General features: G+C 45.7%; 15 protein-coding genes and 1 riboswitch. Of the genes, 11 read left to right on the forward strand and 4 right to left on the reverse strand.

Translation table 11 applies throughout. The features are described 5' to 3' along the window. Window positions 1-30: 30 nt before the first annotated feature. The 5 genes from ctaD to MKX34_RS02625 all read left to right on the forward strand — a co-directional run bounded on the left by ctaD (window position 31) and on the right by MKX34_RS02625 (window position 4,330). Window positions 31-1,878 (forward strand): cytochrome c oxidase subunit I, encoded by a 1,848-nt coding sequence (gene ctaD, locus MKX34_RS02605; RefSeq protein WP_051491246.1) that lies wholly within the window; start codon window positions 31-33, stop codon window positions 1,876-1,878. After that, the gene (locus tag MKX34_RS02610) at window positions 1,875-2,501 is read left to right on the forward strand and encodes a cytochrome (ubi)quinol oxidase subunit III (protein ID WP_076101357.1); all 627 of its coding nucleotides are present in this window, start codon (window positions 1,875-1,877) and stop codon (window positions 2,499-2,501) included. Before ctaD ends, MKX34_RS02610 begins: the two co-directional genes overlap by 4 nt. Before the next feature lie 5 nt (window positions 2,502-2,506). Continuing rightward, window positions 2,507-2,833: a cytochrome C oxidase subunit IV family protein gene (locus tag MKX34_RS02615; protein ID WP_036682505.1), complete on the forward strand. Its 327-nt coding sequence runs from the start codon at window positions 2,507-2,509 to the stop codon at window positions 2,831-2,833. Between the two features lie 85 nt (window positions 2,834-2,918). Next, on the forward strand, window positions 2,919-3,839 hold the full coding sequence (gene ctaG / locus MKX34_RS02620) for a cytochrome c oxidase assembly factor CtaG (protein WP_076101359.1): 921 nt from the start codon (window positions 2,919-2,921) through the stop codon (window positions 3,837-3,839). 26 nt (window positions 3,840-3,865) lie between these two features. Next, entirely contained in the window at window positions 3,866-4,330 is a 465-nt protein-coding gene (locus MKX34_RS02625; protein ID WP_036682502.1) for a DUF420 domain-containing protein, read from the forward strand. A 353-nt stretch (window positions 4,331-4,683) separates the two neighbouring features. Here MKX34_RS02625 and MKX34_RS02630 read toward each other — a convergent pair whose 3' ends face one another. After that, complete coding sequence (locus tag MKX34_RS02630; RefSeq protein WP_076297310.1) at window positions 4,684-4,896, reverse strand: hypothetical protein; 213 nt, start codon at window positions 4,894-4,896, stop codon at window positions 4,684-4,686. 489 nt (window positions 4,897-5,385) lie between these two features. On the opposite strand from MKX34_RS02630, the gene MKX34_RS02635 reads away from it, so the two are divergent. From MKX34_RS02635 to MKX34_RS02660, 6 genes are all read left to right on the forward strand, one after another. After that, entirely contained in the window at window positions 5,386-6,114 is a 729-nt protein-coding gene (locus MKX34_RS02635; protein WP_052096740.1) for a hypothetical protein, read from the forward strand. A gap of 61 nt (window positions 6,115-6,175) precedes the next feature. Then, window positions 6,176-6,571, forward strand: coding sequence for a GntR family transcriptional regulator (locus MKX34_RS02640; RefSeq protein WP_036676688.1), 396 nt, complete (start codon window positions 6,176-6,178; stop codon window positions 6,569-6,571). Window positions 6,572-6,590: 19 nt separating this feature from the next. Beyond that, window positions 6,591-7,520, forward strand: coding sequence for an ABC transporter ATP-binding protein (locus MKX34_RS02645; protein ID WP_036676691.1), 930 nt, complete (start codon window positions 6,591-6,593; stop codon window positions 7,518-7,520). Window positions 7,521-7,524: 4 nt separating this feature from the next. After that, window positions 7,525-8,427, forward strand: coding sequence for an ATP-binding cassette domain-containing protein (locus tag MKX34_RS02650; protein WP_036676693.1), 903 nt, complete (start codon window positions 7,525-7,527; stop codon window positions 8,425-8,427). Further along, window positions 8,420-9,700, forward strand: coding sequence for an ABC transporter permease (locus MKX34_RS02655; RefSeq protein WP_076141852.1), 1,281 nt, complete (start codon window positions 8,420-8,422; stop codon window positions 9,698-9,700). The genes MKX34_RS02650 and MKX34_RS02655 overlap by 8 nt, the downstream gene beginning before the upstream one ends. Before the next feature lie 31 nt (window positions 9,701-9,731). Further along, a complete protein-coding gene (locus tag MKX34_RS02660; protein ID WP_179089320.1) occupies window positions 9,732-9,941 on the forward strand; it encodes a hypothetical protein in 210 nt (69 codons plus the stop codon). A 462-nt stretch (window positions 9,942-10,403) separates the two neighbouring features. Here MKX34_RS02660 and MKX34_RS02665 read toward each other — a convergent pair whose 3' ends face one another. The 3 genes from MKX34_RS02665 to MKX34_RS02675 all read right to left on the reverse strand — a co-directional run bounded on the left by MKX34_RS02665 (window position 10,404) and on the right by MKX34_RS02675 (window position 11,975). Then, the gene (locus MKX34_RS02665) at window positions 10,404-10,763 is read right to left on the reverse strand and encodes a hypothetical protein (protein WP_155986523.1); all 360 of its coding nucleotides are present in this window, start codon (window positions 10,761-10,763) and stop codon (window positions 10,404-10,406) included. A 133-nt stretch (window positions 10,764-10,896) separates the two neighbouring features. Then, window positions 10,897-11,418, reverse strand: a complete 522-nt coding sequence (locus tag MKX34_RS02670) for a hypothetical protein (RefSeq protein ID WP_051490930.1) — start codon at window positions 11,416-11,418, stop codon at window positions 10,897-10,899. 14 nt (window positions 11,419-11,432) lie between these two features. Then, window positions 11,433-11,975: a hypothetical protein gene (locus MKX34_RS02675; protein ID WP_143760484.1), complete on the reverse strand. Its 543-nt coding sequence runs from the start codon at window positions 11,973-11,975 to the stop codon at window positions 11,433-11,435. An 80-nt stretch (window positions 11,976-12,055) separates the two neighbouring features. Beyond that, window positions 12,056-12,220: riboswitch (cyclic di-AMP (ydaO/yuaA leader) on the reverse strand. Window positions 12,221-12,345: the final 125 nt, after the last annotated feature.

The following is a 12,345-nucleotide window of genomic DNA, read 5'->3' on the forward strand; positions in this document are numbered from 1 at the left end:
GGCCACAGTGTGAAGCGCCATACAGGACTTATGGATTGGCTAACAACCGTCGATCACAAAAAAATCGCGATTTTGTACCTATGGGCCGGAGGATTATTTTTTGGCATCGGGGGAATTGAAGCGCTTCTGATTCGCTGGCAGCTCATCAAGCCGATGAATAACTTTTTGGATGCACAAACGTTTAATGAACTCATAACCATGCATGGTACGACGATGATCTTCCTCGGCGTCATGCCAGTCATCTTCGCACTCATGAATGCCGTCATTCCGCTACAGATCGGTGCACGTGACGTAGCCTTTCCTTTTCTAAATGCACTTGGTTTCTGGACCTTCCTGTTCGGCGGGATTCTACTGAATCTTAGCTGGGTTATGGGTGGCGCTCCTGACGCCGGGTGGACCGCCTACACCCCACTATCTACGAGTACATACAGCACTACACACGGTGTAGACTTCTATACGATCGGCTTACAAATTGCCGGATTAGGGACCCTCATCGGGGGGATTAACTTTCTAGCCACGATCATTACGATGCGTGCACCGGGAATGACCTATATGCGGATGCCGATGTTCGCCTGGACCACATTTATCACTTCCGCCATTATTTTGTTTGCTTTTCCAGCAATAACAGTAGGTTTAGTACTGTTGACATTCGACCGGATTCTCGGAGCCAATTTCTTCGAAGTTGGAGCCGGAGGAAGTCCAGTGCTATGGCAGCATATCTTCTGGATATTTGGTCATCCGGAAGTTTACATTCTCATTCTGCCTGCCTTCGGGATTATTTCCGAGGTCATCCCAACCTTTTCGCGTAAAAGACTGTTCGGATATAGCTCCATGGTGTTTGCAACCATCTTGATCGCCTTTTTAGGCTTCATGGTCTGGGCTCACCACATGTTCACAACTGGACTTGGACCTGTAGCTAACGCGTTGTTCTCCGTATCAACGATGTTAATTGCGGTTCCTACCGGGATTAAAATTTTTAACTGGTTGTTCACGATGTGGGGCGGGCAAGTACGTTTCACAACCCCTAACCTGTTCGCTGTTGGATTTATTCCTACCTTCACTATGGGGGGAGTAACTGGAGTGATGCTGGCGTCCGCACCTGCTGACTTTCAGTTCCATGATACGTATTTTGTCGTAGCGCATTTCCACTATGTTATTGTTGGTGGCTTGGTGCTTGGCCTGTTCGCAGGTCTGCACTACTGGTGGCCGAAGATGTTCGGACGGATGCTGAGTGAGAAGCTGGGCAAGTGGACCTTCTGGACGTTTATCATCGGATTCCATCTGACCTTCTTTGTACAGCATTTCCTTGGGCTTATGGGGATGCAGCGCCGCGTATTTACTTATTTACCTAATCAGCAATTTGATTTCCTGAATCTAGTCAGTACCATCGGTGCAGGACTTATGGGTGTCGGTATGATTATTTTCTTGGTGAACATCTTCCTGACTTCCAGAAAACCAGCGGATGCAAGCAATGATCCGTGGGAGGATGGACGTACATTGGAATGGACCATTCCTTCACCGCCGCCAGAATATAACTTCAAGCAAACACCTCTTATTCGGGGGATTGATGCCTTCTGGAAAGAAAAAGTAGCAGGGAATAAAGGCATGACACCAGCAGAGCCGGTGGGCTCAATTCATATGCCGTCGGCAACGATTTTACCGTTTACGATGTCTATCGGAATTTTTATCGCTGGGCTTGGCTTTATGTTTAGCCGTGATGAATTCGGCAATGCTTTTATGAGCTTCCTGTTTAATAATTATATCGTTACAGCCATCGGTCTTATTATTACATTTGGATCCATGCTGATGCGTTCGCTGTATGATGATCACGGATGGCATATTGAACCTGAAGAGCTGGAAGGAAGTGAGCGGACATGACAACGGCACATGCAGAAGCTTCTAAGGATACCTTTCCGCACGAGCCGGAAAAAGCTACGCTCGAAGGACGCAACAAGGTTCTTGCCTTTTGGTTGTTTCTAGGCGGCGAAGCGGTATTGTTCGGCACGTTGTTCGCTACTTTCCTCGCACTGCGTAATCAGACGAATGAGGGGCCTTCGGCGAATGAACTGTTTCACCTGCCGCTAGTAGCCGCTGCAACATTCATCCTGCTGGTAAGCAGTCTGACGAGTGTATTCGCTATTCAAGCGATGCACAGAAATCGGCCGGCACTGCTACGGAATTGGCTTTTAGTGACTGTAGTCTTAGGTTTAGGTTTCCTGGTTTTGGAGATCTATGAGTTTACTCAATATGTAAGACACGAAGAATTCGGAATGACCACAAGTGCATTCAGCTCGGCATTCTACACACTGGTAGGATTTCATGGTGCGCACGTAGCCTTCGGGATCGCTTGGATCTCCATCTTAATCGGGCAGCTCGCCCGCAAGGGGTTAACGGTAGTTACTGCACCAAAAGTGTATGTGTCAGCCATGTACTGGCATTTTATCGATGTGGTATGGGTCTTCATCTTTACGGTTGTATACCTACTCGGAAAGGTGGGCTAGGCACTATGACGACGGATCAGCATATGCCAGATAGCGGCGGGTATAAGCAACGTCATCGGCATGAAGGACCACAGAAACATATTGTTGTCTTTATTTTCTCCATTGTCTTAACATTGATTGCTTTCGCCGCTGTTGCGGCTGGGGGAGTAAATGCAACCTTTGCGATTATTTTGCTGCTGGTAATGGCTGTTCTTCAGGTGATTGTACAGATGGGCTTCTGGATGCACCTAAAAGATAAAGGGCATCTTCTGCCGATTCTCTTCATGCTGGGCGGCTTCTTTATCGCTGGGACCTGTATTGTTATGTCGCTGTATTGGGTTTGGTGGAACTAACGGACAATAATGAAAGAGGTGGGCTGCGATGCCCCCTCTTTTTGATGTTTAGATATAAGAATTCCTGCGCTAGGAGGTTGGGATTATGCTGGGATTAGAATACTTTAGCTTTGCTGAACTATGGAGTCCGCTTTTTCTAGCGGTAATGCTGCTGCTGACAGCAGGTTATTTTGTGTGGATTGGTCCGATTGCTGGGCGTTATGCCGATTCAGTTACGGTGCCATTTTGGCGTAGAGCGTTATTTGTCTGTGGGATGCTTGCCCTTTATCTGGCACAAGGAGGACCCATTAGCCTTTTAGGGCATATGATGTTTTCCTTCCACATGGTCAGTATGGCCTTGTCTTATCTGGTAGCAGTGCCCCTGATTATGCTTGGAATACCAGATTTTATCTGGCGCAGGATACTAAAGGTGAATCCGCTTCGGCGGTTATCTTTTTTAGCTCATCCAGTGGTCGCTGCCCTATTGTTTAACGGACTTTTTTCCTTGTACCATATTCCTGTTATTCATGATTATGTGATGTTGCATTTTACTGTTCATCGTATTTATTACATTATTTTGTTCCTGACCTCTGCTTTAATGTGGTGGACGCTGATTAATCCGCTGCCGGAACATCGTATGGCGAGTGGGCTTGGGAAGATTGGGTTTATTTTTCTGAACATGGTATTGCTGACGCCAGCTTGCGGGCTGATTATATTTGCCGATCATCCGCTCTACGCCACTTACAGTGATCCAGAGACTTGGGCGCGTGCTATGGGCTATTGTATCTCGGGTGACCCCACTGTTTTACTTCAGAATTTTGGAGGTCCTGCATTCTTTGAAGTGATGTCGCCGAAGGTGGATCAACAGGTGGGAGGCATCGCGATGAAGTTCATTCAGGAATTTATTTTTGCCTCTATGCTTGCTTATGTGTTCTATCATTGGTATAAAAAAGAGAACGGACAAGACGACGATGAATTGTCGACGCCATCCTCAACACTTCAGGAGAGCAACTTGAACCGTGCATAACTGGTAGACTGCCGAGGGGGAGAATCATGGATATTTTCACAGTGTTCCCGACTATTAGTACGTCATTCATCGTGCTCAGCGCGGTGCTGGTGGCTATAGGTTGGTGGCTCATTATCAAGGGCAAACGCGAGGCGCATAAGAAAACGATGATTGCTGCCGCTATCGCTGCGCTGCTGTTTTTTATTGTTTACGTATCGAGAACGTTGTTTGTGGGGAATACCTCATGGGGCGGTCCGGATGAACTGAAGACGATTTATCAAGTGTTTCTGATCTTCCATATCGTCCTGGCAACCGTAGCTGCGGTATTCGGACTTACTACGTTAACTCTTGGTTTCAAGGCGAAGTATTCCAAGCACCGTAAGTGGGGCAGAGTGACATCGATAATTTGGTTTATCACAGCGATTACAGGCGTTATGGTGTACGTGCTGTTGTATGTTTTGTATCCAGGTGGACACACCAAGCCGGTGTGGGAAGTTATTTTGGGTGCGTAAAATAAGTGCTTGAATAGAGCACAGAGTTTAGTGCGTTGAGCGAATGAACAGCACTAGAGTAGCAGAGTCGTAAATAGTTATGAAATAAGCCTATATATCTGCATGTTCCTGAGTAGGGATTGCGGGTAATGGGCTTATTTTCATTTGTGGAGTTTCGGGGATCTGTCCTGAAATTGAACGAAGCTAGCTCGAAAAAGACGCAATCAGGGAAAACCTCCCTGAAAATGAACGAAATTAGCTAAAAAAGGCCATAATTAGGGAAATCCTCCCTAAAATTGAATGGAATTAACCCAATAACAGAGTAATAGCTGAATTTTTAGGGAGGAATTCCCTAAAAGCTCGTAATCTAAGCTCTATTTGGCTGATTTTAGGGAGTTTTTCCCTAATGTTGCTATTCCGTCCGGCAGTCGCCCATATCCCACACCTGAAACTGCACTAGCAGCCGAAACGGTATCCCACACCTGAAACCTGAACCAGTCAGCAGCCGAATCAGCACCCCGCATCTGAAATTGCACCAGCATCCGAACCAGCACCCCACCCTCGAAACCGGACCATCCGCCGCGCACGCATCATACCCCCGAACTAGCACCCCACATCCGAAACCCCCGCCCTCACTCGAACCCGAACCCGAACCTGAACCACTATCCGCCCCGATACTCACCACCCGCCTCCTTCAACGCACATCACACCAACACGTTGCATAGAAGCAGAGAGTGAGCTCTTACTAATTCATTCTACTGAATGAATTATCTAATAAACTCAATTATCCCAGTTACATTCGCCCCGTAGAATTCTGCCTCAATTCCCCCTCAATTCCCCCTCATTGTAGTTAATCTCAATTAATAAGCGGTACCTAACGTCTGAGAGTATCTCCATAAACTTGAAGTATGAGGTTGCCCAAACCTCTTATTTCTTTTGAATAATTTCCAGTTACAGGATTGACAATAAAAAACCAAGGTCATATACTGTGTATATAGATATATACAGTAAGCACAGGGATATGAACACCTGCTTCTGCTAGACGCTGAAGACATTGTAAAGCGAGGTTAGCATTGATGAAAACATTAAAAGATTCATGGTTTATGTTGCGCTCTGATTTTCGCGGAGACAAATTAAAAATATTAGGGACCCTCGTAATAACAGTTGTTTTTATGAGTTATCTTGGTGGACTGACTAGCCTGATAGCAAATGATGTACTAGGTGAGCAGGATCGGACGATGCTAGCGGATTTCTTATTTCTCTCCTTTATCCCCTTATTGGGATTAACATTCTCTCGCCGCTCCATGAAATATTGGAGTGAAGACTCTTACACAAAAATGTTGGTTTACTTACGGACTTTACCGATTCCAGCTGCAGTAATATTATCGCGGAGGAAACTTCAGGGTGTGGGCTCCTTTACACTAAATGGTACGTTATTCTTCGGTATTATTTACTTGTTAGGAGAGAATTTCCGGACAGAACTGGCGGTTCCTTCGTATATAGCTTTTGCGATTACTTGGCTCGGCTTCGGATTCATGGTCTCGGGTCTATATATTTTTATTGAATATCTTTTTAGCGGCAAAGCTTATCTATGGCTAACATTGCTTATCGTAGTTTTATCGTGGGCAACATCGTTCTTAGTTACACTGGGCGGAGGCAGTTTGTTCTTATACAGTATCTCCTATTCAAAGGAGTGGGGGTTGTTATCTCCGATCATGTGGGGGTCACTTCTGCTGGGGACAATATCTGTGCAATTATTCTCTAAATGGACTATACATCGGCTGAAAAGTCGCAATCTCGTATAAAAAATCGGAAATGGCAAGGACTGCGCTCTAGCACGCTAGAGTGGAAGGCGAGGTGTAAATAATGTGGATACCGGTACAAATCAACGAAAATAGTGCAGAGCCCCTCTATCATCAAATAGAGACTCAGCTTAGATCATTAATCATTAGCGGAGTCATTACAGAAGGTACGCTGCTGCCCTCAATTCGTGAGTTCGCAGGAGATCTGAAATGCAGTGTAATTACCGTGCGGCGGGTATATCAGGATCTGGAGAACGAAGGTTTGCTGCGAACGCGACAAGGAACAGGTACCTTTGTATCCCATGTAGGTGACGGAGCAATGGAAGAATATAAACGGGAAACGGTTGGCAAAGCACTTGAAAGTGCAGTGGATATCGGCCGATCGGTACATTGCAGCAAGGATGAACTTGAACAGATTTTTATGGAGATTGTAGAACGCAAGTATAGAGAAAAGGATTGAGAGGGGGGCGCTTACTCATATGGTACAGATGGCTATAGAATTGCGGAATGTACTTAAACGGCGGCGAAACAAGACGATAGGGCCGCTGACCCTGAATATGCCTAAAGGATATATTACAGCTTTGGTAGGTCAGAATGGTTCCGGCAAAAGCACACTGCTGAATCTGCTGATGCAGCTGACTAATCCAGAGGAAGGCGAGATATATTGGTTCGAGAACAGGTATGATAGCGGGTTGTCTCTGGAGCTTCGCCAGACCATTGCCTATGTTCCTGAAACGTCAATTACTGAGGAGAACCACTGGAATGCAGAGGAGGCAGCTCGATTTCGGAAGTATTGGTATCCAAATTGGGACGATCAATATTTTCAGGAGCTGATGGATCGCTTGGAGGTTCCGTATCATATGAGACTTTCGAAGATGTCTAAGGGGGAGCGCCGGAAATTCGAAATTGCTGCAGCACTTGCGGCGCGGCCAAGTCTGCTGCTATTGGATGAACCTTCATCAGGTCTTGATCCTTTTGCCTGGAAGATTATGATCGAGACACTTCGTAAATATATGGATGAGAACAACGCAACGATCATCATCTCCACACACATTGTGGATGAGGTGCGGCGGCTGGCGGATTATATCGTCCTTATGCATCGGGGAGAACTGCTGGGCATGGCTGAAAAAGACAGTCTGTTCGGTGCTTGGACCGAGGTTTGGGTGAATGCTGCGGATGAAGAGGAGCTTGCGGAGTTATCGGCTGAGTTGCCAGGAGGCTTGCACTTTACAATGGATACACCGGGTGTAGCTTCTTTTATCATAGAACAATTTTCTGAAAACGAGAAACGCATTCATAACTTGGGCGTAAAGGTTATCAAGAGCCGCAGTTTGGAACTGGACGAAATATTAAGTTTATGGACACAGGGTCATCGTCCTATTCTAATTGACCACAAGAGAGGGGACTAGAGAAATGGAAGCCTTAAAGCTGGAAAGTGTAGTTAAGCAATATGGAGAAAAAACCGCAGTAAACGGAATTAACCTAACTGTAGGTAAAGGGGAAATTTACGGATTACTGGGGGCGAACGGCGCGGGAAAAACAACCACGATGCGTATGGTACTCGGCCTAATCTACCCTGATGAGGGCAAAATTTTGTATAACGGGAAGCCTTTCAACAGTGAACTGCAGCAACTTATGGGTTATCTGCCCGAAGAACGCGGACTATATCCTAAGGTGAAGATCAGCGATCAAATCGTTTACTTAGCCCGCCTGCGTGGGATGTCAGCTAGTGATGCAGATAAGAGCTTGCGCTATTGGCTGGATCGATTTGAGGTTCCGGATTATTACAATAAAAAGATAGAAGAGCTTTCCAAAGGAAATCAGCAAAAAATGGGCTTTATCGCCGCTGTCGTTCATAAACCGCAGATTCTGATTCTAGATGAAGCTTTCAGCGGGCTGGACCCAGTAAACGTGGAGCTGCTGAAAGATACGGTCAAAGAATTGCGTGATTCGGGAACAAGTATCCTTTTCTCTACGCACCGGATGGAGCATGTAGAAGAGCTGTGCCGTAACATTACGATTCTCGATCGTTCCAATACGGTCGTTCAAGGGGATATCCGCACGATCAAGAATGGCTACCCGCGGGAAGAAGTATTGCTGCGTACAGCTAATGAGGTAAAAGGTCTGGAGTCCATCGCAGGCGTTACAGCAGTGAAACGGCTGGAGCGTGGGTATCTGTTATCGATCAGTGAGATCGGTGCAGCACAGCGTATTTTACAGCAGGCGATAGCACAGGGTGAAGTGGAGCATTTTGAAATCAAGGAACCTACGTTAAACCAAATCTTTATCAGAGCGGTGGGTGAATCTAATGAATAAGATGGGGACAATTATCGGCTTTACCTTTAAAAATAAAGTTAGAACGAAATCATTTATGATTACTACTTTGATTCTAGTATTATTGCTCAGCATAGGGATGAATCTTCCCTATATCATCGATCAGTTTAAGGGTGATTCGGCCAAAAGTGAAGTTACTCAAATTGCTGTGATTGCTGAAGAGGGAAATCAGGTTGCAGAATTGCTGAAGGCTTATACTGCGCCAGAGGGCATGCCACAGGCTAAGATAGTACAATATGCTTCTGCGGATGATGCCGAGTTAAAGAAAGCATTAGATGAAGAGACAGTAGAAGGTTATGTTACTTTTGCAGAACCTACTGGTGAAGGGCTTCCACCCGTTACTTATCACAGTAATGATGGGGAACTAAACGGAGATGTTCAAGTTTATCTTCAAAATGCACTTCAGCAAGCAAACACACAATTCATCGTTGGCGACAAGCTGACCTCTGAACAGATTGCTGCAATGTCAACACCAGTGCAGATTACTACACAACAGCTTAAGGCAGGCGGTGGCAGTGAAAGCTCTCAGGAGGACACTCCGGCCATTAACTACATTATCGTATATGCCATGCTTATGTTGTTCTTTATGTCCATTATGATGACAGGCAACATGATTGCCGCTGAGATAACCTCTGAGAAAAGCTCGCGGATTATGGAGATTCTCATTACAAGTGCCTCACCTTTAGCGCAAATGTTCGGTAAAGTTATCGGTGTTTTCTTAGTAGGAATATTGCAAATTGGGATCTTTGTCGCAGCGATCGTCGTCAATTTGACGCTCCCGCATAACGCAACCGTATTGGCTGACTTTGATCTGGATTTAGGCCAGCTCAATATTAACTTGCTGCTCTATGGATTTGTCTTGTATGTCTTAGGTTACTTCCTCTATGCCTTGATGTATGCGGCTGTAGGTTCGATTGTCAGCCGTACGGAGGATCTCGGCCAGGCGGTAATGCCAATCATGATGTTAGGCTTCGTAGCGTTCTATGTTCCACTGTTCAGTATCTCCAATGCGGATACTCTAGTGGTTAAGATAGCGAGTTATGTACCTTTCACTTCACCATTGACGATGCTGCTCCGAATTGGTGTCGGTGAGGTGGCGATCTGGCAAGTCATTGTATCGCTGCTGATCCTGCTTGTGACTACCTTCATCTTCGGATGGCTGGCAGCCAAGATCTATCGTACCGGCGTACTGATGTACGGCAAACGCCCAAGTATTAAAGAAATCAGAAAAGCAATGAAAGCATACAAGATCTAAGAAGGCCTCATATAACTTTTAAGGAGTGCTAATGATGTCTCCAAGCGAACAATATACCATTATGCTTTTAATGAGTTCGGTATCACTGGCTTCGGTTAGTAGAATGCTTCCGGATGGCTCCACTTTTATGGATTTCGTTCAAGGCGTATTGACCGGTGTTGCTATAGTGGGGATGTTGGCAGGATTGTGGATGTACAGTAAGGCGCGTAAGAGTAAGGCGCGTAAGAGTAAGGCACAATAGTAGGTACTGAATTTTCGGGGGGGATCCTAACAGCCATTTATGGTTGCTGGGATATCCCCGTTTTTGCGTTGGCAATCTCTTTGTATACGAGCTGATATAGCTAACGGACCCAGCAACACTTAAATGCAACAATCATCGAGATTTGGCAAGATATCGGACACAATAGTCGCTATTGGCATGAAAAACGGTGAATTAGTAGCTCTTTTAACCAAATAGTTGCACTGGAGTCCGATACTATGCTCAAAAGGCGATAAACGTGCAAATAATGTCATCTGGGTCCGTAAGCCTTGCCTTGGTGGAAGATGATTAGGGCCTGCTTGAAGACGATCCGAGACGCTCATCGCTCGGGATTTCTACTGGAGTCCGAACGCCGGCCAAATTTGAGGAAAAGCTTCAATTAAAGGCTCCTGAGTCCGTTAGATGCTTCATGCGCTTAAAGATCGTCTGAATTCTAGTCAGTGACTAAATTATAGAAAGATTTGCGCTCGTTCGTATATCCGCTTGGGCGGTCATCTGCTCCCGTACAGCTCTAAGCTGTGCTTTCAGTGCAGGAACACTTTTTTGCAGAATAATGCTTATTTGAGAAAGAGGCAGCTTTAAGCCGTACCACAATACCTTCACAAGCTGTTCCTCCCAAGGTAATCCCTTAGCCGATAGAAGAGAGCGCCGGGCAAAAGAATCAGCACACTGGCGAATACAAGTGCGGTAAGCGTGGATAGAGAATAACTGAGGGTCGAAGTTATCCTGACGATATATTTTATGAAGCTCTGTGAAGGTGCGGATAGTAACCTTGTCTGCCTCATTAGATTGTTCTAATAACATGGAACTGAGTACGTAGACTTCATTAGTATACTTTTGAACACACTCTGCAAATTTAGCACTGTAGGTGGACACGGGAGGTAAGGGGTCAGGCATGGTGAACACGATCCTTTCAGAATGAGAGATTTGCTTGAATCTATAATATAGAAAAGTAAGAGATGGATTTATTGATAAGATCGGCGGTGTCTGGTTCCGGGCAACTGTGTTTCTGCTGGGAGGCAGTGGATAAAGCTTTGGAAGGTTTGTAGTAGAGCCGTTCACTTCTGGAATTGCTCCCCCCAGCTGCAACACTGTACAGACGCCCTTGCTGAATATGCCCAGCCAAGGATTTACCCTGGAGCTTGGCCTTTAAATCCTGCAAAGCACCCTGAACTAGCTCAAGCTTAACCTGCTCCCAATCTGAACCTTCGCGGCGGACCTTATCCAGCGCTTCCTCAAGACGGCAATGACAGATAGCCCGTAAAAAAGAACTCCATTTAATGAGATCGAAATTTTTGGTGTTGGCAGAGATTAGACAAGCCCCCCAACTGCAACCTCCCTTACAGGTGAGCTTCAGAATACCATAACGGCAGCCTTCAGCCCCTTCCATTCCATAGTGAATAGGCTCGGGTTCATCCAATACAAATACTTCAATGCGGGATAGTCTGCGCTGGTCCATAGTAGGGTTCCTCCTTAGATTTCCAAAAGCTTTAAGTCTACATGATGAGTGACACTAGCCTTTTCTACACAAGCGAGCATTTCCATTTTATTCTCACAGACTGCGGTATGCTCTAGCCATAGTCGGAACTTCTCTTTCCGTATAACAGATAGATGTAAGGGAAAGGTGCTGCGGGATCTCAAGACATACCAACCGGCGCTTACATCTTTCCAAGGCTCCTTGAAGGCTGTAAACCACGGGAGTTTTTGATGCGATGACCAATCCTGCTGCTGTTGTTGTTCTCGAATTTTTTTATATATTTCATATACAATCTTAGAGTCTAAACAGTCTTTACAAGAAGAAGGTGTACTGAATTGGCGAAGGGCTTGGATCTGGTTCTGGCCAAATGCATAACCTACAATGTATCTGTGATTATTTTCTTCGAACCACAAGGCCCCGAAACAAACGTAATTTAGACTTATCGGCTCAAGCAGCCCTTGATGTATCCCTAAATAATAGTGCTTCAAAACATTCACCCCATCCAGCGTGCTATCACCTAATAGGCTCAGGTAACGCAAAAACCGCAGCAAGAGGAGGACCTCTGCTGCGGTTTTGGATTACAGGCAGATATACCTGGGCCAAAGCGTGGCGGATCAAGGGTCTCTCTCTTTACGCTTACGAGGTTAGCTGTCGGATTCGGACGGTGAGAGTCGCCCTACCTATTGAGACTTACGCAGTCTCCTTTGGATTCACCCCAAGTAGGCCAGGTGGCCTGATGGTTCCCCCGTTCCCTGCGAATGCAGGAACTCAGCGTTGATTGTTTTTCATGAATTAGATTCAACCCGAATCATACTCTTTTCAAGATTTTCTGTAAAAAACGGAAAATGTTCTTTTAGAGCGATTTTAACCATATCCTGCCGACTACGACTGAAAAACGAGGTAAATAGG

It is taken from the genome of Paenibacillus sp. FSL R5-0636, from assembly GCF_037974255.1.
In the GTDB taxonomy this organism is placed as follows: Bacteria; Bacillota; Bacilli; order Paenibacillales; family Paenibacillaceae; genus Paenibacillus_AQ; species Paenibacillus_AQ odorifer.

Bases quoted from the DNA above. Each gene is read 5' to 3' on its own strand.
- MKX34_RS02660 (WP_179089320.1), top strand. From the start codon at position 9,732: ATGATGTCTCCAAGCGAACAATATACCATTATGCTTTTAATGAGTTCG.
- MKX34_RS02670 (WP_051490930.1), bottom strand. From the start codon at position 11,418: ATGGACCAGCGCAGACTATCCCGCATTGAAGTATTTGTATTGGATGAA.
- MKX34_RS02655 (WP_076141852.1), top strand. From the start codon at position 8,420: ATGAATAAGATGGGGACAATTATCGGCTTTACCTTTAAAAATAAAGTT.
- ctaD (WP_051491246.1), top strand. From the start codon at position 31: ATGGATTGGCTAACAACCGTCGATCACAAAAAAATCGCGATTTTGTAC.
- MKX34_RS02640 (WP_036676688.1), top strand. From the start codon at position 6,176: ATGTGGATACCGGTACAAATCAACGAAAATAGTGCAGAGCCCCTCTAT.
- MKX34_RS02610 (WP_076101357.1), top strand. From the start codon at position 1,875: ATGACAACGGCACATGCAGAAGCTTCTAAGGATACCTTTCCGCACGAG.
- MKX34_RS02650 (WP_036676693.1), top strand. From the start codon at position 7,525: ATGGAAGCCTTAAAGCTGGAAAGTGTAGTTAAGCAATATGGAGAAAAA.
- MKX34_RS02615 (WP_036682505.1), top strand. From the start codon at position 2,507: ATGACGACGGATCAGCATATGCCAGATAGCGGCGGGTATAAGCAACGT.
- MKX34_RS02625 (WP_036682502.1), top strand. From the start codon at position 3,866: ATGGATATTTTCACAGTGTTCCCGACTATTAGTACGTCATTCATCGTG.
- ctaG (WP_076101359.1), top strand. From the start codon at position 2,919: ATGCTGGGATTAGAATACTTTAGCTTTGCTGAACTATGGAGTCCGCTT.
- MKX34_RS02665 (WP_155986523.1), bottom strand. From the start codon at position 10,763: ATGTTATTAGAACAATCTAATGAGGCAGACAAGGTTACTATCCGCACC.
- MKX34_RS02645 (WP_036676691.1), top strand. From the start codon at position 6,591: ATGGTACAGATGGCTATAGAATTGCGGAATGTACTTAAACGGCGGCGA.
- MKX34_RS02635 (WP_052096740.1), top strand. From the start codon at position 5,386: ATGAAAACATTAAAAGATTCATGGTTTATGTTGCGCTCTGATTTTCGC.